Annotated in this window: 22 protein-coding genes and 1 pseudogene; 17 read left to right on the top strand and 6 right to left on the bottom strand. The window is 56.1% G+C overall.

The genetic code is table 11. The features are described from left to right. The first annotated feature begins 73 nt into the window (after nt 1-73). The 4 genes from soxR to IB144_RS24390 all read left to right on the top strand — a co-directional run bounded on the left by soxR (nt 74) and on the right by IB144_RS24390 (nt 4992). Nucleotides 74-532 carry a redox-sensitive transcriptional activator SoxR gene (soxR, locus tag IB144_RS24405; RefSeq protein WP_002885077.1) on the top strand — a complete coding sequence of 153 codons (459 nt, stop codon included), beginning with the start codon at nt 74-76 and terminating at the stop codon, nt 530-532. Between the two features lie 259 nt (nt 533-791). Further along, nucleotides 792-1460 (top strand): glutathione S-transferase, encoded by a 669-nt coding sequence (locus IB144_RS24400; protein ID WP_002885078.1) that lies wholly within the window; start codon nt 792-794, stop codon nt 1458-1460. A 388-nt stretch (nt 1461-1848) separates the two neighbouring features. Further along, complete coding sequence (locus tag IB144_RS24395; RefSeq protein ID WP_040214799.1) at nt 1849-3198, top strand: NCS2 family permease; 1350 nt, start codon at nt 1849-1851, stop codon at nt 3196-3198. Nucleotides 3199-3345: 147 nt separating this feature from the next. After that, entirely contained in the window at nt 3346-4992 is a 1647-nt protein-coding gene (locus IB144_RS24390) for a Na+/H+ antiporter (RefSeq protein ID WP_002885082.1), read from the top strand. Between the two features lie 162 nt (nt 4993-5154). On the opposite strand, the gene IB144_RS24385 is transcribed toward IB144_RS24390, so the two are convergent. Beyond that, nucleotides 5155-6036 carry a LysR family transcriptional regulator gene (locus IB144_RS24385; RefSeq protein ID WP_002885085.1) on the bottom strand — a complete coding sequence of 294 codons (882 nt, stop codon included), beginning with the start codon at nt 6034-6036 and terminating at the stop codon, nt 5155-5157. 105 nt (nt 6037-6141) lie between these two features. Here IB144_RS24385 and IB144_RS24380 point away from each other — a divergent pair, with 105 nt between their 5' ends. The 7 genes from IB144_RS24380 (at nt 6142) to IB144_RS24350 (ending at nt 13290) form a co-directional block, all read left to right on the top strand. After that, entirely contained in the window at nt 6142-6549 is a 408-nt protein-coding gene (locus IB144_RS24380) for a CidA/LrgA family protein (protein WP_002885086.1), read from the top strand. After that, nucleotides 6546-7235, top strand: a complete 690-nt coding sequence (locus tag IB144_RS24375; RefSeq protein WP_002885088.1) for an LrgB family protein — start codon at nt 6546-6548, stop codon at nt 7233-7235. The genes IB144_RS24380 and IB144_RS24375 overlap by 4 nt, the downstream gene beginning before the upstream one ends. Nucleotides 7236-7745: 510 nt before the next feature. Beyond that, nucleotides 7746-8303 carry a fimbrial protein gene (locus IB144_RS24370; RefSeq protein WP_004192602.1) on the top strand — a complete coding sequence of 186 codons (558 nt, stop codon included), beginning with the start codon at nt 7746-7748 and terminating at the stop codon, nt 8301-8303. 60 nt (nt 8304-8363) lie between these two features. Further along, nucleotides 8364-9053 carry a fimbrial assembly chaperone gene (locus IB144_RS24365; protein ID WP_032418191.1) on the top strand — a complete coding sequence of 230 codons (690 nt, stop codon included), beginning with the start codon at nt 8364-8366 and terminating at the stop codon, nt 9051-9053. Then, entirely contained in the window at nt 9007-11586 is a 2580-nt protein-coding gene (locus IB144_RS24360; protein WP_040214803.1) for a fimbria/pilus outer membrane usher protein, read from the top strand. Before IB144_RS24365 ends, IB144_RS24360 begins: the two co-directional genes overlap by 47 nt. A 35-nt stretch (nt 11587-11621) precedes the next feature. Further along, nucleotides 11622-12173 (top strand): fimbrial protein, encoded by a 552-nt coding sequence (locus tag IB144_RS24355; RefSeq protein ID WP_044816513.1) that lies wholly within the window; start codon nt 11622-11624, stop codon nt 12171-12173. Nucleotides 12174-12192: 19 nt separating this feature from the next. After that, nucleotides 12193-13290 carry a type 1 fimbrial protein gene (locus tag IB144_RS24350; protein ID WP_004178296.1) on the top strand — a complete coding sequence of 366 codons (1098 nt, stop codon included), beginning with the start codon at nt 12193-12195 and terminating at the stop codon, nt 13288-13290. Nucleotides 13291-13336: 46 nt separating this feature from the next. Here the strand turns inward: IB144_RS24350 and actP are convergent, their stop codons facing one another. The 3 genes from actP to acs form a co-directional block, all read right to left on the bottom strand. Further along, entirely contained in the window at nt 13337-14989 is a 1653-nt protein-coding gene (gene actP / locus IB144_RS24345; RefSeq protein WP_024623073.1) for a cation/acetate symporter ActP, read from the bottom strand. Next, on the bottom strand, nt 14989-15300 hold the full coding sequence (locus IB144_RS24340; RefSeq protein WP_004177812.1) for a DUF485 domain-containing protein: 312 nt from the start codon (nt 15298-15300) through the stop codon (nt 14989-14991). The genes actP and IB144_RS24340 overlap by 1 nt, the downstream gene beginning before the upstream one ends. 183 nt (nt 15301-15483) lie before the next feature. Beyond that, entirely contained in the window at nt 15484-17442 is a 1959-nt protein-coding gene (acs, locus tag IB144_RS24335) for an acetate--CoA ligase (protein ID WP_149358905.1), read from the bottom strand. Between the two features lie 100 nt (nt 17443-17542). Here acs and IB144_RS24330 point away from each other — a divergent pair, with 100 nt between their 5' ends. Further along, complete coding sequence (locus tag IB144_RS24330; RefSeq protein WP_004146658.1) at nt 17543-17743, top strand: hypothetical protein; 201 nt, start codon at nt 17543-17545, stop codon at nt 17741-17743. A 111-nt stretch (nt 17744-17854) separates the two neighbouring features. After that, complete coding sequence (gene gltP / locus IB144_RS24325) at nt 17855-19168, top strand: glutamate/aspartate:proton symporter GltP (protein ID WP_004146659.1); 1314 nt, start codon at nt 17855-17857, stop codon at nt 19166-19168. A 36-nt stretch (nt 19169-19204) separates the two neighbouring features. Here gltP and IB144_RS24320 read toward each other — a convergent pair whose 3' ends face one another. Then, on the bottom strand, nt 19205-19891 hold the full coding sequence (locus IB144_RS24320; protein ID WP_004151733.1) for a tetratricopeptide repeat protein: 687 nt from the start codon (nt 19889-19891) through the stop codon (nt 19205-19207). A 205-nt stretch (nt 19892-20096) separates the two neighbouring features. On the opposite strand from IB144_RS24320, the gene IB144_RS24315 reads away from it, so the two are divergent. After that, nucleotides 20097-20240, top strand: a complete 144-nt coding sequence (locus tag IB144_RS24315) for a hypothetical protein (RefSeq protein ID WP_022631365.1) — start codon at nt 20097-20099, stop codon at nt 20238-20240. Here the strand turns inward: IB144_RS24315 and IB144_RS24310 are convergent. Further along, nucleotides 20237-22384 (bottom strand): formate dehydrogenase H subunit alpha, selenocysteine-containing, encoded by a 2148-nt coding sequence (locus tag IB144_RS24310; protein WP_012737173.1) that lies wholly within the window; start codon nt 22382-22384, stop codon nt 20237-20239. The two genes, IB144_RS24315 and IB144_RS24310, sit on opposite strands and share 4 nt — an antisense overlap. A gap of 272 nt (nt 22385-22656) precedes the next feature. Between IB144_RS24310 and IB144_RS24305 the strand changes: the two genes are divergently transcribed. From IB144_RS24305 to IB144_RS24295, 3 genes and pseudogenes are all read left to right on the top strand, one after another. Then, nucleotides 22657-23385, top strand: a complete 729-nt coding sequence (locus IB144_RS24305; RefSeq protein WP_004177810.1) for a response regulator transcription factor — start codon at nt 22657-22659, stop codon at nt 23383-23385. Between the two features lie 85 nt (nt 23386-23470). Next, a complete protein-coding gene (locus IB144_RS24300) occupies nt 23471-24229 on the top strand; it encodes a type IV toxin-antitoxin system AbiEi family antitoxin (RefSeq protein ID WP_004177809.1) in 759 nt (252 codons plus the stop codon). A gap of 5 nt (nt 24230-24234) precedes the next feature. Continuing rightward, nucleotides 24235-25152, top strand: a pseudogene (locus tag IB144_RS24295) (nucleotidyl transferase AbiEii/AbiGii toxin family protein). Nucleotides 25153-25263 lie beyond the last annotated feature (111 nt).

The raw sequence follows: 25263 nt of genomic DNA, 5'->3' as shown, positions 1-25263 counted from the left end.
TCTCAATTCTCGATTCGTCGTTTTGTCTGCAGGCGAGTATAATTCCTCAAGTTAACTTGAGGTAAAGCGCTTTATGGAAAAGAAATCACCCCGCATCAAAATGCTGTTGACGCCTGGAGAAGTGGCAAAACGAACCGGCGTGGCGGTCTCGGCCCTCCATTTTTATGAGAGTAAAGGATTGATCCACAGTCAGCGGAATGCCGGCAATCAGCGGCGCTACCGGCGTGACGTTCTGCGCGCGGTGGCGATTATCAAAATTGCGCAACGTATTGGCATCCCGCTGGCCACTATCGGCGACGCGTTTGGCGTGCTGCCGGAAGGGCACAATCTCAGCGCAAAAGAGTGGAAGATGCTGTCATCGCAGTGGCGTGAGGAGCTGGATCGGCGCATTCATACCCTGACGGCGCTACGCGACCAGCTCGACGGCTGTATCGGCTGCGGCTGTTTATCGCGACGCGACTGCCCGCTGCGCAACCCGGGCGATAAACTGGGGGAAGAGGGAACCGGCGCCCGGCTGCTGGAAGACGAGTGATAAAACTAAAGCGCCACAACTGGGCGCTTTAGTTGTTTTCCGGTCTTGGTCTTTCGCATTATCTCGCTGGTTCGCGAGAGGGTTTCCCCCGACGTCGACGTCCCTCAGTATTGCGCAATCTGTTGATGGAGGTTCCGGTTTGCGTCGACACTTTAACTATGGCATCTGCCGTCGCTTTTTCCTCACTATTTTGCTGAAATTTTCCCGGCAATGAGCGCCTGTTTCTATAGTTAATTTGAACAAACTACGGGAGAGGCTCATGCTGACGGTACATCATCTTAATCAATCACGATCGCAACGCGTACTGTGGGCACTGGAAGAGCTGCAGCTGCCTTATCAGATAGTCCGCTATCAGCGGGAGAAAACGATGCTGGCGCCGGCGGCGCTGAAAAAAATCCATCCGTTGGGCAAATCACCGGTACTGGAAGATAACGGCTATGTGCTGGCGGAGTCCGGGGCGATCCTCGAGTATTTGCAGGAAACCTGGGACAGCGGCGGGTTGTTGAAGCCGCAGGGAATTGACGACAAACTGCAGTACCGCTTCTGGCTGCACTATGCCGAAGGCTCGCTGATGCCGCTGCTGTTAATGAAGCTGGTGTTCGCCAGCCTTGGCAAACCCCCTGTGCCCTTTGGCGTTCGCTCGCTGGGTTCGCTGCTGGGAAAGGGGATACAGAAAACGTGGCTCGATCCGCAGCTGGCCACCCATGCGCGGTTCATTGACGACCATCTTGCCGCGCGGCCATGGTTCGCTGGCGAGCGGCTGAGCATGGCCGATATCCAGATGAGCTTCCCGGTGATGGCATTGTTGGCGCGCGGCGGCATGCATGACCTTGTCCATATCGAGGCCTGGCGTCAGCGAGTGGAACAGCGACCGGCCTGGCAACGCGCCATCGAGCGCGGCGGCCCCTTCACCTTACCCGGCGCCTGAGATATCAGCGGATCCGATGACGTCGATAAATGAAAGCAACTCACTAAAAAATTGTTAGCGGATTGCGCATGGACGATAACGTTTGCGCATCGTCTGGTTGTTTTCTGTTCGTCATAAGCGAAATTTAGCGAAATACGATAAACATCGGTTGAAAAGGGTTATCTAAAGGCCGGATAATCGTTTGCCTTTCTGTTTCGCTCCCCCTTTTTTCTGCTGTCCGGGGGAGGCGATAAGGTTGACCACCGTAGTGTATGCGCGGAGTTAAACGTTTGCTTTTTTGCGGCCCCCCTGGCGCTGCGATTCGGTACATGGAGATCGCGTTTAACTGGCAGTGGACGGTCCACCACGCATATCAACGAACGATAAAAATTTTCAGGGGAAGTTTTCTATGTCTACGCCTTCAGCGCGTACCGGCGGCTCATTGGACGCCTGGTTTAAAATTTCGGCGCGCGGCAGCACCGTGCGTCAGGAGATTGTTGCAGGTCTTACTACCTTTCTGGCGATGGTGTACTCCGTCATCGTGGTGCCGGGCATGCTCGGTAAAGCGGGCTTCCCGCCGGCCGCGGTGTTTGTCTCGACCTGTCTGGTAGCGGGCGTTGGCTCGCTGGCGATGGGATTATGGGCGAATCTGCCGATGGCGATCGGTTGCGCTATCTCGTTGACCGCCTTCACCGCCTTCAGCCTGGTGCTGGGGCAGCAGATCAGTATTCCGGTAGCCCTCGGCGCAGTATTCCTGATGGGGGTCCTGTTTACGGTGATCTCGGCAACCGGCATCCGCAGCTGGATCTTGCGTAACCTGCCGCAGGGCGTGGCGCACGGTACCGGGATCGGCATTGGCCTGTTCCTGCTGCTGATCGCCGCCAACGGCGTTGGTCTGGTGATCAAAAACCCGCTGGACGGTTTGCCGGTGGCGTTGGGCAACTTTGACAGTTTCCCGGTGGTGATGTCGCTGATTGGCCTCGCGGTAATCATTGGTCTGGAAAAAATGAAGGTGCCGGGCGGCATTCTGCTGACCATTATCGGCGTGTCGATTGTCGGCCTGATTTTCGATCCCAACGTCCATTTCTCCGGCATTTTCGCTATGCCATCCCTGAGCGATGGCCAGGGTAATTCCCTGATCGGCAGCCTGGATATCGTCGGCGCGCTCAACCCGGTCGTGCTGCCAAGCGTGCTGGCGCTGGTGATGACGGCGGTCTTTGACGCCACCGGTACCATCCGCGCGGTGGCTGGCCAGGCGAACCTGCTGGATAAGGACGGACAGATCATCAACGGCGGTAAAGCGCTGACCACCGACTCCCTGAGCAGCGTCTTCTCCGGTTTAGTCGGGGCGGCGCCGGCGGCGGTTTATATCGAATCGGCGGCGGGTACCGCGGCCGGTGGTAAAACCGGTCTGACCGCGGTGACGGTCGGTGTCCTGTTCCTGCTGATCCTGTTCCTCTCCCCGCTCTCTTATCTGGTGCCGGCCTACGCGACCGCGCCGGCGCTGATGTACGTTGGCCTGCTGATGCTGAGCAACGTGGCGAAAATTGATTTCAATGACTTTGTTGACGCGATGGCTGGCCTGATCACCGCGGTGCTTATCGTGCTGACCTGTAACATCGTGACGGGCATCATGATCGGTTTCGCGACCCTGGTTATTGGCCGTCTGGTCTCCGGCGAGTGGCGCAAACTGAACCTCGGCACGGTGATTATCGCTGTGGCGCTGGTGGTGTTCTACGCCGGCGGCTGGGCGATTTAAACCCTTCGTGCTCCTCACGGGCGGCTCAGGCCGCCCGTTTTATTTTTAAGCCACATCCTGTTTCCATTTGCGTTAATCTGGGTAGCGTATGATTCACAGGCACGACGCCTTACAGGTATAAAAGAAAACGCAGCAAACAGGGAACACATGGAAATATTCTTTACCATCCTCATCATGACCCTTGTGGTCTCACTCTCCGGGGTAGTGACGCGCGTACTGCCCTTTCAGGTTCCACTTCCACTGATGCAAATCGCCATTGGCGCGCTTCTGGCGTGGCCGACCTTTGGTTTGCACGTTGAATTTGATCCAGAGCTGTTTCTGGTACTGTTTATCCCGCCGCTGCTATTCGCCGACGGCTGGAAAACGCCAACCCGCGAATTTATTGAACACGGGCGCGAGATCCTCGGCCTGGCGCTAGCGCTGGTGGTCGTGACGGTGGTCGGCATCGGCTTTCTGATCTACTGGATTGTGCCGGGCATTCCGCTGATCCCGGCGTTCGCGCTGGCGGCCGTGCTGTCGCCGACCGACGCCGTGGCGCTTTCGGGCATCGTTGGGGAAGGGCGGATACCGAAGAAAATCATGGGCATTCTGCAGGGGGAGGCGCTAATGAACGACGCCTCCGGCTTGGTCTCGCTCAAGTTTGCCGTCGCGGTGGCGATGGGCACCATGGTCTTTACCGTTGGCGGCGCCACCGTAGAATTTCTGAAGGTGGCGATTGGCGGCGTGCTGGCCGGGTTTGTGGTGAGTTGGTCGTATGGCCGCTCGATGCGCTTCCTCAGCCGCTGGGGCGGGGATGAACCCGCCACGCAGATTGTCCTGCTGTTCCTGCTGCCGTTTGCCTCCTATCTGATTGCCGAACATATCGGTGTCTCCGGCATCCTGGCGGCGGTAGCGGCGGGGATGACCATCACCCGTTCCGGCGTGATGCGCACCGCGCCCTTGGCCATGCGCCTGCGCGCCAACAGCACCTGGGCAATGTTGGAGTTTGTCTTCAACGGCATGGTCTTCCTGTTGTTGGGCCTGCAGCTGCCGGATATCCTCTCCAGTTCGCTGGTGGCGGCGGAGGCCGACCCCAACGTTGAGACCTGGATGCTGTTTACCGACATTATCCTGATCTATGCCGCGCTGATGCTGGTGCGTTTTGGCTGGCTGTGGTCGATGCGTAAGCTCAGTCAGCGCTTCCTGAAGAAGAAGCCGATGGAGTTTGGCTCCTGGACTACGCGCGAGCTGCTGATCTCCTCCGTTGCCGGGGTGCGCGGGGCGATTACCCTCGCCGGTGTGCTCTCCATTCCTCTGCTGCTGCCTGACGGGAATGTCTTTCCGGCGCGCTATGAGCTGATTTTCCTCGCCGCCGGGGTGATCCTGTTCTCGCTGTTCGTCGGGGTGATTGCGCTGCCGATCCTGCTACGTCACATTGAATCGAGCGATAATGTGCAGCAGCGGAAAGAGGAGCGTCTGGCGCGCGCGGCAACGGCTGACGTGGCGATTGTGGCGATCCAGAAGATGGAAGAGCGTCTGGCGGCGGATACCAAAGAGAATATCGATACCCAGCTGCTGACCGAAGTCAGTTCGCGGGTGATCGGTAACCTGCGCCGGCGCGCCGATGGACGTAACGACGTGGAAACCTCTATGCTCGAAGAGAGTCTGGAACGCCGCTTCCGCCTGGCGGCGCTGCGCTCTGAGCGCGGCGAGCTGTATCATCTGCGCGCCACCCGGCAGATCAGTAACGAGACGCTGCAGAAGCTGCTCCACGATCTCGACCTGCTGGAAGCGCTGTTAATCGAAGATCAATAACCTGTAATCCGGATAGCGCGACGCTTATTCGGACTACTGGCGAGACTGCAGTAAATGTGTAGCCCCGGTAAGCGTTAGCGCGACCGGGGGAAACCCGGGCAGCGGCGCAAGCGCCTGACCCGGGCTACCCCTTCCCTTGCGGAACGCGTTGTCACCAGAGAATTATTCCAGCCAGAACGCTTTGCTGCACGTCAGCCAGGCTTCAGCGCTGCGCGACATATATACGCCTTCCCGCCAAATCATCCCCAGCTCCCAGCGCAGCTCGCTTTGCAACGGGATCCAGCAAAAATTCTGCCGGTCGAGACGCTGGCAAATCGGTTCCGGCAGGATCGCTACGCCAATGCCCGCCTGCACCATGGCGGCGAGAAAATCCCACTGGCCGCTGCGCACCGCGATACGTGGCTTCACGTCATGCTCGGCAAACAGCCGCATCAGCTGCTGGCTAAGGGCAAATTCCTCGTTGTAGATAACCAGCGGATGCGACGCCAGCTCGGCCGGCGAGAGCGAGGTTTTACCTTCCCACTCCGCGGTCCTTGGCGTCAGGACGCACAGCGGGTGATTGAACAACGGCAGAATGGTGAGGCTGCTATCCTCCTCGACAGGCAGGGCGGTCATCGCCATATCAAGTTCGCCATTACTGACCGCCTGCTGGACCGTCAGGCCGCCAAACTCGGCGATCTTCAGCTCGACGCCCGGGTAGCGCTGGCGGAAGCGACTGATCGGTTCAGCCATCAACATCCCGACCATCGGCGGAATGCCAAGCCGCAGCACCCCTTTATGCAGGTGGTTGATATCGCTCAGCTCTGACTCCAGCTGGCTGAACTCGCCCAAGATCGCCTGGCCGCGTTCAAAAACGACGCGCCCGGTATCGGTGAGCAGCAGTTTGCGGCCGTCGCGGATCAACAGCGTGCAGTTCAGCTCATCTTCGAGATTCTTGAGCATCTTGCTGATGGTGGGCTGTGTGACAAACAGCTTTTCCGCCGCGCGAGTAAAACTCTGCTGACGAACCACTTCAACGAAATAGCGCAGCGTTCGGATATCCATAATTATTCCCTGAGACTATACCTGCGATGATTTTAATTCATTTCTGTCCGCTTCGGCGGCTCTCTATACTGCTCGCCTGACTTCTTTTTTTCAGGACTATCGCACATGGCCTTCGCGCCAGCTCGCGTTGCCCCCGCCGTGGCGCAACGACTTCAGATCCCGGTACAGGTACTTCTCTACGTCGGGTTATTCATCTTCGCACAATATCTGGTGAACAGGTGGCAGGTACCGCTGCCGGCTAACCTGGTCGGCATGGTGATGCTCCTGCTGCTGATCGTCTGCCGGGTGATACCGGTAAGCTGGGTGCGCGCCGGCGCCCGCTGGCTGCTGGCGGAGATGCTGCTGTTTTTCGTCCCGGCGGTGGTCGCGGTGGTGAACTACGCCCAGCTGTTGATGGTCGATGGTTGGCGGATTTTTCTGGTGATTGCCTTAAGCACGCTGATGGTGCTCGGCGCCACCGCCTGGGTCGTTGACAAGGTCTATCGTTACGAAGTGGGCAGGTTAAAAAAATGAGCGATGCCGTGCTGAGTATCCTGTGCCTGGTGGCGACGCTGGTCCTCTATTACGCCAACAAAAAACTGTATCGCCGTTTTCATAAACTCCCTCTGATGCCGCTGGTGTTCACGCCGATCCTGCTGGTGCTGATTCTGGTGGTAGGCCACATCTCTTATCAGAGCTATATGGGAGAGACCCACTGGCTGCTGTGGCTGCTGGGCCCGGCGACCATCGCCTTTGCCGTTCCGGTGTATGAAAATGTCGCGGTGATTAAACGCCACTGGATGTCGCTCAGCGCCGGGGTGGTGACGGCGGTAGTGGTGGCTGTCACCAGTTCCGTATGGCTGGCGCGCGGGTTTATGTTGTCTGATGAAATTCAGCGTAGCCTGGCGGTGCGCTCGGTGACCACGCCCTTTGCGCTGGCGGCGGCGAAACCGCTCGGCGGTCAACCCGATCTGGTGGCGCTGTTTGTGGTGATCACCGGCGTGTTTGGCATGGCGGTGGGAGATATGCTGTTCTTACGTCTTGCTATCCGGGAGGGGATGGCGAAAGGAGCCGGGTTCGGCGCGGCTTCCCATGGTGCGGGAACGGCGCGCTCGTATGAGCTGGGCCAGCAGGAGGGCGTGGTGGCCAGCCTGGTGATGATGCTGTCAGGCGTAGTGGTGGTGCTGGCTGCGCCGGTCGTCCGCTGGCTGCTGTTTTAACATTATCGCCAGAGTGAATGTTAATAAATATTGAGGAGAGGAATAGCTATCGGCTATTCCCTGTTTTTGTTATTGATGCATTTAACGGTTCATCATAAAAGATTAAGCCAATTCTTATATCAGCACTGACTTTGTAACTAAATGTTTCTCTGCATGCCCGTATTTAATTATGGGGCAAATATTATATAAATATCCAATTATCTTTGCGAATTTTATAACTTTATAACTCTTTGATTTTTATGGTTTTGAGTATGGCCACGCATGCGTTGCGATGTTATGTCGCAAAAAATCAATTTTTACATTAATAATTGAGTTCTTACCTCATGCTAGTTATTATTTTTACGCGAGCTTGTATTATTGAATGGATTCAAATGCTGGTCGTTTATTTATGAATAATATTAATTGTCATAAACCATATGTCATGTAAATACATGCATGACGCCGCGCTGCTTGAATTTCATTCTCTAATATCGCTGCATAAAGCAATTGACGGACTGATTGTCGTTTATAATGGATATGGGAATAAATATGAAGATGAGTAAAAAATTTCTGGCGGGTGCCCTGATTTTCTCTGCCTGCAGCGCGCTGTCTACCGTTGCGCAGGCTGATAACACCATTACCTTTAATGGTATTGTTTCCGATACCACCTGTACGGCGACCATTGATGGCGGTGTAACGGCTATTGATATGGGCACCACCTCAGTGGCGGATCTGAAAGCGTATACCTTCGGCGCTGCCAAGAACTTTTCCTTTAGCTTAGCTGATTGCCCGACCGCGGAAGAAGGTGGCAACAGTATCGCCCGCGTCACTTTTGGCGGTGTTTCCGATACCGCGAACAGCGATTATTTTAAAAACCAGGCAACTGATGAGCCGGCAACCGGCGTCGCTGTGGCCCTTTTCGACGAAGCGGGCAATGTGATGAAGAATAACGAAGAGGGTTCTGATGTTGATATCTCTTCGGGTGCAGCAACCATTCCGTTCACCGTAAAAATGGTGAAATCGGGTGATGCCGATCCGACGAAAGGTACCGTTCAGACAACCGTGACTTATAACGTGACCTATCATTAATTCGGCTTCTTGTTGAATGGAGAAAGGGGAATCGCCTGCTATTCCCCTTAAATTAAACATATGAGATATCCTTTTTTTGCGATCGGTTTATTGCTGTCTTCTTCCTTCGCGCAGGCCAGCGTGGTCGTTGGCGGTACGCGTCTGGTTTTTGATGGTACGAAAAATAACGCTGTAATAACGGTTGAGAATAAAGATCAGAACAGCAATATCGTTCAGTCCTGGCTCTCGGTGGTTGATGCAGCCTCACCTGCCAAAGACGCATTTATTATTACGCCGCCGCTGTTTCGTCTCAAAGCCGGGGAGAAAGGATTTGTCCGCGTAGTTCGATCAGGAAAGAAATTACCCGACGATCGCGAGTCGATGTTTTGGCTCAATATTAAAGGGATCCCGGCAACAGAATATGTACCTGATAAAAATGTCGTACAGTTTGCGATTAATTCGAAAATAAAATTGATTTATCGACCCGCTGCGTTAAAAGGTAATACACCGGAAGCGTACGCTGAAAAATTACAGTGGGGGAAAGAGGGGGCGTCGGTGACGGTAAAAAATAACTCACCGCTGTATATGAATTTCTCACAGGTTAGCCTTAACGGTAAAAATATTTCTGGCGCATGGTTTGCTGCCCCGTTTTCCATCTTAAAAATACCCGTGCAGAGTAGCCTGTCGGCGACAGGAAAAAAAGAGATCACATGGAGCGTGATTAATGATTATGGTATGTCAGGGAAGAAATATACCGCTATCATTCAGTAGCGTTGAGCTGCTATTTTCAACTAAAAGTATCTGCGTCGCTATTATTCTGTGCCTAAGTACTCTACCCTCTCGCGCGGAGGCCGGCGAATATTTCAACCCAAATTTACTCGAAGTCGCCGAGAGTCCTGCGGCTTCGGTTGATCTATCCTATTTTTCGCAAGATGGCATACCGCCGGGCACCTATCACCTGGATGTTTACATCAACGATAAGTACGTCAGTTCAGACTCGCTGACTTTTCAGGAAATTAGCCATGACGCAGGCGCGACTGCTTCTCCCTGCCTGTCCGCGGAGTATCTGAATTCATGGTTGATTAATACCACCGCCTATCCGCAGTTGTTCGAGGCAGGGGAAACCTGCGCCCGGCTGTCGGCGATCCCCGGGATGACGTTCTCGGTATCTCTTGCCCAGCAGCGCATTGATTTTACCGTGCCGCAGGCCGCCATGCTGAATCGCCCCAGAGACTATATTCCCGAGAGCCAGTGGCAACAGGGGATCAACGCCGGTCTTCTCAACTATAGCGTCACCGGGCAGCGTAATGCGCCGCGGCATAACGGCGCCACTATCGACAGTCAGTTCGTCAGCCTGCAGCCAGGGCTGAATCTGGGACCATGGCGCCTGCGCAACTACAGCACCTATAGCCACAGCGATAACAACAGCCGCTGGGAGTCGGTTTACTCCTATCTTGCCCGCGATATTCACACCCTACGCAGCCAGCTGGTGGTCGGTAATACGTATACCTCTTCCGGCATTTTCGACAGTTTGAGTTTTACCGGTCTGCAGCTCAGTTCGGACAAAGAGATGCTGCCGGATAGCCTGCATGGCTTTGCGCCGACGATTCGAGGGATCGCGCGCACCACCGCGGAGGTCTCGGTTTATCAGAATGGTTACAGCATTTATAAAACCACCGTCGCTCCCGGCGCCTTTGAAATTAACGATCTGTACGCCACCGGCAGCGCCGGCGACCTGTACGTCAACATTAAAGAGTCTGACGGCAGCGAGCAAAACTTTGTGGTGCCTTTCGCGTCGCTGGCGATCCTGCAACGTGAGGGCCAGCTGGACTATGCGCTGAGCAGCGGCAGGACGCGATCGGGTAGCTCCGACGATAAAGAATATAACTTTATTCAGTCTTCCCTGGCCTATGGCGCCACCAGCAACATCACTCTTTATACTGGTTTCCAGCAGGCGGAAGATAAATATACCAACCTGTTGTTAGGCGCTGGCTTTAATCTCGGTACTATCGGTGCGCTGTCGTTTGATGGCTCTCAGTCGTGGGCCGACGTGAAAACCAGCGATACGGCCTCGTCAACCAGTAAAGAGCAAGGGCAATCGTATCGCGTCCGCTTCAGTAAAAGCTTTCTGCAGACGGGCACCAGCTTTTCCGTGGCCGGTTATCGCTACTCCACCTCGGGATATTATTCGTTTCAGGACTTTGTCGATAACTCTTCCACACAGGGCGACTGCTGTACGCAGAGCGGCAGAACGAAAGGCCGATTTGACGCATCGCTGTCGCAGACGCTGTTTGGCTATGGTTCGCTCTCGCTTTCGTTGGTCAATGAGACCTACTGGGACAGTTCGCGTATGGAATCGGTGGGCGTGGGTTATAGCGGGTCGATTGGCAAGGCCTCCTACTTTATTAACTATTCCTATAACCGCAATGTGCAAAGCAGCGATGACAGCGACAATAACCGGCCGGCCAGCGATACGGTCGTCTCCCTGACGTTAAGTATTCCGCTTGGTGAGACGCTTTCGGCAAATTACACCCTGAACCATGGTCGGCATAACGACACCACGCACAGCGTGGGGCTCAACGGCTCGGCGTTCGAGGATCGCTCCCTGAACTGGAGCTTGATGGAAGGGTACAACACGCAGGATAAAAGCACCTCCGGTAACCTCAGCGTCAACTACCAGAGTTCGAAAGGGGATGTGGCTGGCGGCTATGGCTACGACCGCTACAGCAATCACTACAACTATTCGCTGCGCGGGGGCATGGTCGCCCATGCGGGCGGACTCACGCTATCACGCTTTCTGGGCGAGAGTTCTGCGCTGGTCGAAACGCCTGGCGTCAGCGATGTGACAGTGCGCGGTCAGACAAACGTGACGACGGATGCCGCCGGATATGCGGTGGTGCCTTACGTCCGTCCGTACCATCGTAACAGCCTGGCGCTGGATGAACAGGAAATACCTGGCGCTGAAGTGGATAACGTCGCGAGAACGGTGGTTCCGACGCGCAATGCGATCGTCAAAGTGAAGTACGACACGCGAATTGGCTATAAGGCGATGCTCACCCTGCGTACCCGCAATGGCGTGGTGCCTTTCGGCGCGCTGGTGACCCTCGATAATGATCACGGTAGCGCGTCGCGCAGCAATATCGTTGGCGATGAGGGGCAGGTGTATCTGACGGGGCTGCAGAAAAAAGGCCAGCTGTTAGCGCGCTGGGGGGAGAAAAGCAGTGAGCAGTGCACCGTTCATTATGACTTCTCCAGCATGGCTCTTGGCGACGATATTCTGTTCTATCAGGCCGAATGTCGGTAATGGATGCAGGTTTTCAACATGGAAGAGGGGCTGATATGAATATGCGAGACGGCAGCACAAGGGGCCTCCTGGTGGCCAGCCTTTTGCTGCTCTCCCTTCCGGCGCTGGCTTATGAGGGCAGCAGCACGGTCAATTTTAACGTCACGGGCACCATCGAAGCGCCTTCCTGTGAGGTGGCCGTGGAGCCGTCGAACAGTATCGATTTAGGCACCGTCTCCTCGCAGACGTTCTCCGGACATGCCGGGGCGAGCGGCGCCAGCGTGCCGGTTAAGCTGGTCTTTTCCAGCTGTTCCGCCGATGCGTCGGCGGTGACCATCGCGTTTAGCGGCACCAGCTTCGATAGCACCCACGCTTCAATCTATAAAAACTTCCAGACTGGCAGCAGCGGTGCCAGCGGCGTCGGTTTGCAGTTGCAGAGCATGGCCGACCAGCAGCCCCTTGGCCCCGGCGACCAGTATCTCTATACCTTTGGGGACGATGCGGATATCCATACCTTTAATATGGTGGCACGTATGTATTCGCCCTATGGCCAGGCGAACCCCGGCATCGTCGGGTTTACCGCCACGTTTGATGTGGTCTACAAATAATATTTCGACAGGGATGAGTATGAAAAAACTGATCTTCTTATGCATGCTGGTACTGTGCCCCCTCTATAGCTGGGCGACCTGCAGCGGAACTAACTCTGGCGATGTCTCAATGACCAACCTGCCGGAAAAGATCCTGGTCAACGCCGGGAGCTATACCGCCGGCACCGTGCTGTATGACTCGGGAAAAATTACCCGCGCGCAAACAGCATTTACCAACTGTCAGGGCAACGTCTATGCGGTATTTGCCTGGTCCTCGAACAATGCCGGGGCGCTGATAGGGGATAATATCTATGCCACCTCGGTGCAGGGGATTGGCCTCCGCGTCAAGGTGTGGCTCAATATCAGCGGTGAATATGAAGGTGATACTGATGATTTCAGCCCCGACTCGCAGGTACATTATATCGGGGATGTGAACTATTACCTCGGTAAGCCTACCGGTCTGTTTGATTATTATGCCTCGACCCATTACACCCCGGCATATCAGCTGCAGCTGGTGGCCACCGGCGGCGCTATTGCCAGCAACAGTCAATTATCGTTCAGCGATCCGGTGGCCACGGTATCGGCAAAAGATAATGGCGGGACAATCTCCATTTCCCGGCTGCACATTAGCGGCACCACCAGCATCCAGATGATCCCGATGGGATGCATCGTTAGTAGCAATAATCTCAGTTTTTCCATGGGCAGCATCAATGCCAGCGAGTTTAACACGGCGACGAAAGTGGGGTCAGCACGCCAGTCTTTGACTCTCTCCTGCGAACCGGGGACCAACGTCTCAATGAGAGTGGCGGCGGCGCAAGCGAGTGGGGATAACCCTGGCAACACGGTGATGGCCTTAACGGCAGGGGAGAATGTCGCCACCGGGGTGGGGGTTCAGTTGAATATGGATGGCGAAGCGCTGCCGTTAAATACCGATATCAGCCTCTATACTTCGAGCCGCACGACGGTGACCAACAGCGGCGCGGACGCCAGCTACAGCTATTTCACCAATCCCGACAGCCCCGGAGGCGCAGCGGCCATGCAGACGCTCGCTTTATCCACTAACTATTACAGGACGGGGAGCGCGGTGACCGCGGGGACAGCCAACGCCACCGGGGTGATCACCTTTACTTATAACTGAGGGGAGAATCCCTTCCCCGAACGATGCCGGGGAAGGGAGAGGACGATTAATGCGCCTGGCCGCGTTCGATACCGATCCCGGTTTGTGAACGGATAAACTGGGCGCGGAACTGCTCGCGCTCGCGCATCCCTTCCGGTGAGTTATCGGTGGCGGAGAAGACCCAGATGCCAATGAACGCGATGGCAATGGAGAACAGCGCCGGATATTCATACGGGAACAGCGCTTTCTCATGGCCGAGGATCTGCACCCAAATGGTGGGGCCGAGGATCATCAGAATGACCGCAGTCAGCAGGCCCAGCCAGCCGCCGACCATCGCGCCGCGGGTGGTCAGCTTCGACCAGTACATCGACAGCAGAATAATCGGGAAGTTACAGCTGGCGGCGATGGAGAAGGCCAGGCCGACCATGAAAGCAATATTCTGATTTTCAAACAGAATACCCAGCAGAATGGCCACCACCCCAAGGATCAGTACGGTGATCTTGGAGACCTTCAGCTCCTGACGCTCGGTCGCGCCCTTGCGGAAGACGTTGGCGTACAGGTCGTGCGACACCGCTGACGCGCCGGCGAGGGTCAGGCCCGCCACCACCGCCAGGATAGTGGCGAAGGCTACCGCAGAGATAAAGCCGAGGAACAGGTTGCCGCCAACCGCATCCGCCAGGTGCACCGCCGCCATGTTATTGCCGCCGATAAGCTGTCCGGCCGCGTCTTTAAACGCCGGGTTCGCGCCGACCAGCATGATGGCGCCGAAGCCGATGATAAAGGTCAGGATATAGAAATAGCCCATAAAACCGGTGGCGTAGAAGACGCTTTTACGCGCTTCTTTGGCGTCGCTCACGGTAAAGAAGCGCATCAGAATATGCGGCAGGCCAGCGGTACCGAACATCAGACCCAGACCCAGAGAGAGCGCGGATATCGGATCTTTCACCAGTCCGCCGGGACTCATAATCGCCGCCCCTTTCGGGTGGACCGCCATCGCCTCGGTAAACAGGTTATTGAAGCTGAAGCCGACGTGCTTCATGACCATAAAGGCCATAAAACTGGCGCCGCACAGCAGCAGAACCGCTTTAATAATCTGCACCCAGGTGGTCGCCAGCATGCCGCCGAACAGGACATAGAGCACCATCAGCACGCCAACCAGCACTACGGCGACATGGTAATTAAGGCCGAACAGCAGCTGGATCAGCTTGCCGGCGCCCACCATCTGGGCAATCAGATACAGGGCCACCACCACCAGCGAACCGCAGGCGGAGAGGGTGCGGATCGGCCCCTGCTTCAGGCGGTAAGAGGCGACGTCGGCAAAAGTATAGCGGCCAAGATTGCGCAGACGTTCAGCAATTAGAAACAGGATAATCGGCCAGCCGACGAGAAAGCCCAGCGAGTAGATCAGCCCATCGTAGCCGGAGGTATACACCAGCGCGGAGATACCGAGGAACGACGCCGCTGACATAAAGTCGCCGGCAATCGCCAGCCCGTTCTGGAAGCCGGTAATATTGCCGCCGGCGGTGTAGTAATCGCTGCGCGAACGCACCCGTTTTGAGGCCCAGTAGGTGATGTACAGCGTCAGGGCGACGAAAATCAGGAACATGACAATCGCCTGCCAGTTGGTCGGCTGGCGCTGTACCGCGCCGGTAATAGCGTCTGCGGCGTGAGCGCCGAGGGGCAGCAGCGTGGCGGCGAGCGCCGTCAGGACTCTCTTGATCATGCTTTTACCTCGTTGAGAACGCTTTTGGTCAAACGGTCGAATTCACCGTTAGCTCGCCAGACATAAATACCGGTCAGGATAAACGAAATGACGATCACGCCAATGCCGAGCGGGATCCCGCGGGTGACGCTGGTTCCGGCGTGCAGCGGGGTGCCGAGCCAGCCGGGTGCAAAGGCGATAAGCAAAATAAAGCCCACGTAGATCACTAACATAATCACTGACAGAATGGCGGCAAACCGTTGCCGTGATGCAACTAACTCCCTGAAATGCGCACTATTTTCTATCCGCTGACAAAGTTGTTCATTCATCTTAGCGTCTCCAGAGGTCTCCCTTTCGTCATCCACTCGGCGGACGCTGGCGACAGCAACCCCTCCGGCGACGGAGCCGGGACAGGTGTTGCTGACGGCGTTCCTGCGAGTGAAATCCTGGGGGAGGGACTTATTTTTATCCTCTCCCCGGAAGGGGAGAGGGTGTAGGGAATCGGTCCTTACTTACGATGGCATGGTAATGGCCTGCTTCTCTTCGAGCAGTTTTTCCACGACGCCAGGATCGGCGAGGGTCGAGGTATCGCCGAGGTTGCTGGTGTCGCCTGCGGCAATCTTACGCAGAATGCGGCGCATGATTTTGCCCGAGCGGGTTTTCGGCAGCGAATCGGTCCAGTGCAGCACATCCGGCGTCGCCAGCGGACCGATCTCTTTGCGTACCCAGTTACGCACTTCGGCATACAGCTCCGGCGTCGGTTCTTCGCCGTGATTGAGCGTCACGTAGGCATAGATGGCCTGGCCTTTGATGTTATGCGGGATCCCCACCACCGCCGCTTCGGCGATTTTTGGGTGCGACACCAGCGCCGATTCGATCTCGGCGGTCCCCAGACGGTGTCCGGAGACGTTCAGGACGTCATCGACCCGGCCGGTGATCCAGTAATAGCCATCTTCATCACGACGCGCGCCGTCGCCGCTAAAGTACATATTTTTGAAGGTGGAGAAGTAAGTTTGCTCAAAGCGCTCATGGTCGCCGAACAGGGTACGCGCCTGGCCGGGCCAGGAGTCGGCGATGGCGAGGTTGCCCTCGGTGGCGCCATCCAGCGGCAGGCCTTCGTTATCCACCAGCACCGGCTGGACACCGAAGAACGGATGCGTCGCGGAGCCGGCCTTCAGCTCAATCGCGCCCGGCAGCGGAGTGATCATAAAGCCGCCGGTTTCGGTCTGCCACCAGGTGTCCATCACCGGGCACTTCTCGTTACCGATCTTCTTCCAGTACCACTCCCAGGCTTCCGGGTTAATCGGTTCGCCGACCGAGCCAAGAATGCGCAGCGAGGAGCGGTCTGTGCCTTCGATAGCTTTGTCGCCTTCCGCCATCAGGGCGCGAATAGCCGTCGGGGCGGTATAGAGAATGCTGACCTTATGCTTATCGACGACCTGGCACATGCGCGCCGGCGTAGGCCAGTTCGGCACCCCTTCGAACATCAGGGTGGTGGCGCCGCAGGCCAGTGGGCCGTACAGCAGATAGCTATGGCCGGTGACCCAGCCCACGTCGGCGGTGCACCAATAAATATCGCCCGGATGGTAGTCGAAAACGTATTTAAAGGTGGTGGCCGCATAGACCAGATAGCCGCCGGTGGTGTGCAGCACCCCTTTCGGTTTACCGGTGGAGCCGGAGGTATAGAGGATGAACAGCGGATCTTCGGCGTTCATTTCGACGGGCCGGTGTTCGGCGCTGGCGTTCGCAATCAGGTCGCCCCACCACAGATCGCGGCCTTCCTGCCAGTCGATATTGCCGCCGGTGCGTTTCAGGACCACCACGTGCTCAATGCTTTTCACGTTCGGGTTTTTCAGCGCGTCATCGACGTTTTTCTTCAGCGGGATGGCGCGACCGGCGCGCAGCCCTTCGTCAGCGGTGATCACCAGGCGTGAGCTGGAGTCGATAATGCGTCCGGCCACCGCCTCCGGCGAGAAGCCGCCGAAAATGACCGAGTGGATTGCCCCGATGCGGGCGCAGGCCAGCATCGCCACCGCGGCTTCCGGCACCATCGGCATATAGATAGCAACCACGTCGCCTTTTTTAATCCCGAGGTCGAGCAGCACATTGGCGAAACGGCACACGTCGGCATGCAGTTCACGGTAGGTGATGTGCTTGCTTTGGCTGGCGTCATCGCCTTCCCAGATGATGGCGGTTTGATCGCCGCGTTCGGCGAGGTGGCGGTCGAGACAGTTAGCGGCGAGGTTCAGGGTGCCATCTTCATACCATTTGATGGAAATATTACCCGGTGCGAAGGAGGTGTTCTTTACACGGGTATAGGGCCGCATCCAGTCAAGGATCTTGCCCTGCTCGCCCCAAAATGTATCAGGGTCGGTTATGGATTGTTGGTACTGCGCCTTGTACTGATCCGGGTTAATCAGGCAACGTTCCGCAATATTAGCGGGAATAGGGTGTTTGTGAATTTGGCTCATGGCTTTTTTTCTCCTTTGAACTTGTTAAATATATGTCAAACAAACGTTAAGAGGAGGGGTTTTGACAGCTTTGTTTGTTAATTGGGGGGCAGATCACGCAATGATTAAACTGGGTGAAATTTCATCAAATGAAACTTTGAAGCGAAATAATTACGCAAATGAATTTATAGAAACGGAAGCTGTGAAATTTTTTTTATTACAAATACTTATGCAATATAACTGGGGGAAATTCGCTGCTTTATGCATAAAAGCAGAGGAAAGCCCTGTTCTTAAAGGCTTGCGCAGCATGCCGTGCAAATGATACTGATATTGCGCGTTAAATAACCCCACAAAGCAACGCAACACAATTCATACCCCCTGCAGTGGGTACCATGACGAAAAGGAATGGTGCCTTTCATTGAGGAAGTCAGTAGTGAAGAAAACAAAAAAAGTCAGTCTGGCCTGGCAAATTTTGCTAGCCCTGGTGCTGGGTATCCTTCTGGGCAGTTATCTGCATTACCACGCTGAAAGTCGCGATTGGTTAATTAGCAATTTGCTGACGCCGGCGGGCGATATCTTTATCCATCTGATTAAAATGATCGTGGTCCCGATTGTCATTTCGACCCTGGTGGTCGGGATTGCCGGCGTGGGTGACGCCAAACAGTTAGGGCGGATCGGTGCCAAAACCATTATCTATTTCGAAGTGATCACCACGGTGGCGATTGTGCTGGGTATCACCCTGGCCAACGTCTTCCAGCCGGGGACGGGCATTGATATGTCGCAGCTGGCGGCAGTTGATATTTCGAAATATCAGAACACCACCGCCGAAGTGCAGAGCCATGCGCACGGCCTGATGGGCACCATCCTGTCGCTGGTGCCGACCAATATCGTGGCATCGATGGCGAAAGGCGATATGCTGCCGATTATCTTCTTCTCGGTGCTGTTTGGCCTGGGGCTCTCCTCGCTGCCGGCGACCCACCGTGAGCCGCTGGTGACGGTCTTCCGCTCTATCTCCGAGACCATGTTTAAAGTCACCCATATGGTGATGCGCTATGCGCCGGTCGGGGTATTCGCCCTGATTTCGGTAACCGTCGCCACCTTCGGTTTCGCCTCGCTGTGGCCGCTGGCCAAGCTAGTGTTGCTGGTTTACTTTGCGATCCTGTTCTTCGCGCTGGTGGTGCTGGGGATTGTCGCGCGCCTGTGTGGTCTGAGCATCTGGATCCTGATCCGCATCCTGAAAGATGAGCTGATTCTGGCTTATTCTACCGCCAGTTCGGAGAGCGTACTGCCGCGCATTATTGAGAAGATGGAAGCCTACGGCGCGCCGGCGTCGATCACCAGCTTTGTGGTGCCGACCGGTTACTCCTTCAACCTCGATGGTTCAACGCTGTATCAGAGCATCGCGGCGATCTTTATCGCCCAGCTGTACGGTATTGACCTCTCTATCTGGCAGGAGATTACCCTGGTGCTGACCCTGATGGTGACCTCGAAAGGGATCGCCGGCGTGCCGGGCGTCTCCTTCGTGGTGCTGCTGGCCACCCTGGGTAGCGTCGGGATCCCGCTGGAAGGGCTTGCCTTTATTGCCGGCGTCGACCGTATCCTCGACATGGCGCGTACCGCGCTGAACGTGGTGGGTAATGCGCTGGCGGTGCTGGTTATCGCCAAGTGGGAGCATAAGTTCGACCGCAAAAAAGCGCTGGCGTATGAACGCGAAGTGCTGGGCAAGTTTGATAAAACCGCCCAATAAAACACAAAGCCCGGCGCGATAGCGCCGGGCTTTTTCTTATCCTTTACTGATCCGGTCAAACTCTTCGCAGCCGGTATCAAACCCCTCCAGGCAACTGACGTTGAGCCAGTGCAGCGCCTTCTGCTTATTCGGTTCGATAAAGCCTTTTTCTCCCTGCTGGAACATCATCCCGGCCCAGTATTCGGCATAGCCGGTGCGGGAAAGTGATGAACTGCCTTTGAAGTATTCGCTTGCTTTCACATCATCCTCCGGGCCGTGTACGCCGCTGGCGTAGATCAGCCCCAGCAGCATCTGGGCATCTACCGCCGCATCGCTTTCGCTATCCCGGGCAGCATCCTGCAGCAGCGTGATGGCGTGCGCTACGTCGGTGGCGCCAGCCTGACGGTTGACCAGCACCCGCGCGAGGACGATCTCTCCGGATTTACTGCCGGCCTCGACGGCTTTTTCCGCCAGCTGGCGGGCCTGCGGATAGTCCGCCTGTTGGGGGTTACGGATTTTGAGCTGCGCCAGCAGCGCCAGCGCATCGCCATCGCCCTGGGCGGCCGCCTTCTGCGCCCAGTATTCGGCTTTTTGATAATCGCCGGAGCTGACCCAGGTATCGGCAAGGTAATATTGCGCGCGTCGATCGCCGGCTTCGGCCTGCTGTTGATACTGACTGCCAGGTTCGGTGGCCACCGCTGCGCCGCTGGTGAAAACCAGTAGAAATAAAAAGAGGTATTTCATTTGTATTTATTATCAGTAAGGAACATAGCGCGCAGTATAAAGGGAGGCGAAAAAGAAGAAAATGGCGGGTATCGGTAGGTAGGGCCGATTTGCGCTACCTGACCGTAGGCCCGCGCAAGCGCAGCGCCGCCGGGCGACAGACTGTGGACACGGAGCCGCTTGTGTGCCGGGTGGCGGCTGCGCCTGACCCGGCCTACGGATGGAGATGCTCCTGCCAACCGTAGGCCCGCGCAAGCGCAGCGCCGCCGGGCGACAGACTGTGGACACGGAGCCGTTTATGTGCCGGGTGGCGGCTGCGCCTGACCCGGCCTACGCATCGCGCGAGCCGGGTCAGACCGCCGAACCTTAACCCATCGCGCTTTCGCGCAGGCGGGATTTCAGCTTGTTGTACTCGTCGATCACGTACTGTTCCGCGGCGCGCTGATCGGCAATCCGCTCAACGTTGACCGCGCAGTACTTGTACTCCGGCGTTTTGGTTATCGGACTCAGGTTCTCTGAGACCAGTTCGTTACAGGCGCCGATCCACCACTGGTAGGTCATGTACACCGCGCCTTTATTCGGCCGATCGCTGACCTGCGCGCGGGTGATGATGCGCCCCTTACGCGAATTGACCCATACCAGCTCTTCATCTTCGATGCCTAGCCGTTCGGCGTCGGCGGTGTTGATTTGCGCATAGCCTGGTTCATCCGCCAGCGCCGCCAGCGCCGCGCAGTTACCGGTCATTGAACGGCACGAGTAATGGCCGACCTCGCGCACCGTCGACAATACCATCGGGTACTCATCGGTAAGCTTATCGATCGGCGCGACCCAGTCGCAGGTGAAGAACTGCGCCAGTCCGTTCGGGGTATCGAACTTCTCTTTAAACAGATACGACGTTCCCTGATCGGCGTCGGACTCATCGCGGCACGGCCACATGACATAGCCGAGCTCACCCATTTTCTCGTAGGTGGCGCCGTAGAAGTCCGGGCACAGATGCCGCAACTCGTCCCAGATCTCCTGGGTGTTGTTGTAATGCATCGGATAGCCCATCCGGGTGGCGATTTCGCTGATGATCTGCCAGTCGGTTTTCAGATCCCACTTCGGCTCCACCGCTTTAAAGAAGCGCTGGAAGCCGCGGTCCGCTGCGGTATACACGCCTTCGTGCTCGCCCCACGAGGTGGACGGCAGGATGACGTCGGCCGCGGAGGCGGTTTTGGTCATGAAAATGTCCTGGACGATAACCAGTTCCAGATCGTCGAACGCTTTGCGGACCGCCGAGAGTTCGGCGTCGGTCTGCAGCGGATCCTCACCCATAATGTACGCCGCCCGCACTTCACCGTGCGCCGCGCGGTGCGGCAATTCGCTGATGCGATAACCGGTATGCGCAGGCAGGCTTTCCACGCCCCAGGCTTTGGCGAATTTCTCGCGGTTCTCCGGGAACTTGACGTACTGATAGCCCGGATAGGTATCCGGTAGCGCACCCATATCGCAGGCGCCCTGAACGTTGTTCTGGCCGCGTACCGGGTTGACGCCGACGCTCGGCTTGCCGAGGTTGCCGGTGAGGATCGCGAGGCTGGTCAGCGACCGCACCGTCTCCACGCCCTGGTAGAACTGGGTGACGCCCATGCCCCACAGGATGGCGGCGGATTTGGCGCTGGCATACATCCGGGCGCAGGCGCGGATCTCCTGGGCGCTGACCCCGGTGATCTCCTCCACCGACTCCGGCGTATAGCCTTCAACGATTTTGCGATACTCCTCGAAGCCTTCGGAACGGCTGGCGACGAAGGATTTATCGTACAGATCCTCTTCAATAATCACGTGGCCAATGGCGTTGAGCAGCGCGATGTTCGAGCCGTTCTTCAGCGCAATGTGCATATCGGCGATGCGCGCGGTTTCAATTTTGCGCGGGTCGCAGACGATAATTTTCGCCCCGTTGCGTTTAGCGTTAATGACGTGATTCGCCACGATAGGGTGGGAATCCGCCGGGTTGTAACCGAAGATAAACACCAGATCGGTGTTATCAATCTCCGTGATGGCATTACTCATGGCGCCGTTACCGACCGACTGGTGCAGACCTGCAACCGAAGGGCCGTGTCAGACGCGAGCGCAGCAATCGACGTTATTGGTACCAATAACGGCGCGCGCGAATTTTTGCATCACATAGTTGGTTTCATTACCGGTGCCGCGGGAGGAGCCGGTGGTTTGGATCGCATCCGGGCCATATTTGGCTTTAATGGCGCTGAGGCGGGTGGCGACGTAATCCAGCGCCTCGTCCCAGGAGACGGCTTCCAGCTTGCCGCCGCGTTGACGGCGGATCATGGGGGTTTTCAGGCGCGGCGTTAGGATCTGGGTATCGTTAATGAAGTCCCAGCCATAATAGCCCTTCAGGCACAGGGTTCCCTGGTTGGTTTTCCCCTGCGCCGCTTCAGCCCGAACGATTTTGCCGTTATCGACCACCAGGTTGATTTTGCAACCTGATGCGCAATACGGGCAAACCGTGACGACTTTTTTCATCGGTATTGCTCCAGTTATTCAATGGGCGCGTTTGCGCTATCGCGCCGTCACTATGCATCTTCTATGCCATATTTTCATTGTGGGTATTCCTTGATGATACGCGGGTTTTTTGGGCGGAATGCTGACGAAAAACAGCCTGTCGACAGATTTGACGTGTCGATACCCTGGAGATGTGACGGCGCTTGAAAAAATGTCACCGGGAGAGGAATTTGTCGGCGCAGGCTTGCAGAATCGATCAGACTGACACTAATTCCCGGCGGGCAGAGGCAAAAATGAAACCAGTCATTTTAGTGGTGGATGATGACAGGGCAATGGGCGAGCTGCTCAGCGATGTGCTCGGCGCGCACGCGTTTGAAGTGCTTGTCAGCCAGACCGGCAACGACGCGCTGGCGACGGTGGCGCAGCGGGCGGATATTGCGCTGGTCTTACTGGACATGATCCTGCCGGATACCTATGGCCTGCAGGTGCTCCAGCAGCTGCAGCGCACGCGGCCTGAGCTGCCGGTGGTGATGCTCTCCGGTCTGGGCAGTGAGTCTGATGTGGTGGTGGGCCTGGAGATGGGCGCCGATGATTACATCGCCAAACCGTTCAGCTCGCGGGTGGTGGTCGCCCGGGTGAAAGCGGTACTGCGACGCAGCGGGGCGCTGGCCGGCGAGGCGTCGGGCGCCGGTGCTGGCCTGACGTTTAACGGCTGGCGGCTGGATACCACGCGCTGTGAACTGTATAACCCGCAGCAGCAGGCGATCCCGCTGACCCAGGGAGAATATGGCCTGCTGCTGGCGCTGGCGCAGAACGCGCGCCGGGTATTGAATCGCGAACAGCTGCTGGCGCTGACCCATAACGAAAGCACCGAGGTATTCGACCGGACCATCGATGTGCTGATCATGCGCCTGCGGCGCAAAATTGAGCTCAACCCGCATCAGCCGACGTTGATTAAAACCCTGCGCGGTCTGGGCTATGTCTTTTCCGCCGACGTGACCCACAGCGAGAAGGCGGCGTAGGGCGGGTTTGCTGCCAACCCGCTGTTGACTTTATTTGGCGCAGGGAGTTTACTTTTTTTATTAAAGTGACACTCTGGGTTAATCTATGGCAACAAAATTAAACTGGCTGCTGCAAAACAGCGCTCCCGGAGATGTGATCCTTCAGTCCTGGTTAAGCCAGCATGCCATCTCTCCCTCTCTGGCCTTTAAATACGCGCAAAGTGGCTGGTTAAAAAAAAGAGGCAACGGCGTATATGCGCGTGCGGGACGTGAGCCGGAGTGGAACGATGCATTAGCATGTTTGCAAAATCAGCTTGCCGCTCCGGTGTATGTTGCGGGGCTCAGTAGCTTAGTCTGGCAGGGCCGTTCACACTATCTACAGCTAAAACAAAACCAGTGCTGGCTTAGTGTGGAAAATAAAGCGCTGCTGCCGAAATGGTTCAGGGAATTCCCGGGTGTGGAGTGGATAGTCATATCGGGGAAAAAACTGCCGGTGCTGGATGATAGATACCGTGTAACGCTTGATATAAAAGGGAAAAAACTCATCGGCAGTGCGCCAGAACTGGCTGCTTACGAGTTGCTGAGCGCGGTGCCGGGGACCCTCTCATTTAACCACGCTGCAGAGCTTTTCCAGGGGCTGGTTAATCTTAATCCTCGTAAAGTAGAGTATCTTCTTTCCGTCAGCCAGTCCGTGCAGGCCAAGCGTTTGTATCTCTTCTTCGCCAGTTTTTACGAGCATGGCTGGCTCAAACGAATCGATAGCCAAAAAATCGATCTGGGAGCGGGCAAGCGGCAAATCGTGGAAAATGGAAAGTTCAATGCTCAATACCAAATCACAGTGCCTGAACGCTTTCAAAAGGAATAAAAAATATGGATATACAGGCGCCTTATTATCGGCAGGTTGCTCTGCTAATGCAGGTTTTACCCTATGTTGCTGTCGAACGGGAATTTGCGCTGAAAGGTGGCACTGCCATCAATCTCTTTATCCGCGATTTCCCTCGATTATCGGTGGATATCGACCTCGCCTGGGTGCCCCTGGAAAGCAGAGCCATCGCTTTACCTCATATACGGGATGCGCTTGCACGTATTGCCGCCAATCTGCAACAACAGGCAGGTATGAGCGCTGTATTACAAGCTAATCGTTCAGATGAGATGCGTGTCATTGTTACTACCGATAGCGCGCAAATAAAGATAGAGGTTTCACCGGTCGCCCGGGGAACATTATATCCACCACAGGAGCGAGAAGTGGTGGGGGCGGTAGAGGACGTTTTTGGCTATGCCAGCCTTCCAGTGGTTTCGTTGCCTGACCTCTACGGTGGAAAATTATGCGCGGCGCTGGATCGCCAGCATCCCAGAGATTTTTATGACGTGAAATTACTTCTTGATGCGCAGGAGCTTGACCGTCCCATTTTCAATGGGTTTATCGCGTATTTACTGAGCCATAATCGGCCTCTGGCTTAAGTGCTGAATCCTCGCTGGAAAGATATTGCTGAACCTTTTTACCGTGAATTCAGCGGGATGACATTTGAGACGATAGCCCTGGAGGAACTGACAGCAGTCCCCAACAGGATGATTGCTGCGTTAAAATCCTGTTTCACACAACAGGATGTCGATTTTTTACTGTCATTTAAACGAGGCGAACCAGACTGGCGTTTAGCGCCGGAAATGCGTATTCAGGATTTGCCTGCCGTGCAGTGGAAATTGCGCAATATTCATCAGATGCCAGCGATAAAACGCGCTGAGTCATTAGATAAACTGGAAAAGGTGCTGGCCGAGTGGCGCAGTTAGTTACCTGGCCCGCCCTTGTTGAACTCAGCGTAAAACAGGCGTGATTTGAATAAACCGTATCCCTTTTCTCGCCATGACACGCCGTTCTCCTGTGGCATCGCCCTGATAGCG

Origin of the sequence: Klebsiella sp. K4 (assembly GCF_014596785.2) — a bacterium.
GTDB classification, from domain to species: Bacteria; Pseudomonadota; Gammaproteobacteria; order Enterobacterales; family Enterobacteriaceae; genus Klebsiella; species Klebsiella pneumoniae.
The sequence above is the reverse complement of the archived record's forward strand: the minus strand, read 5'-3'. Positions and strand labels throughout refer to the sequence as shown.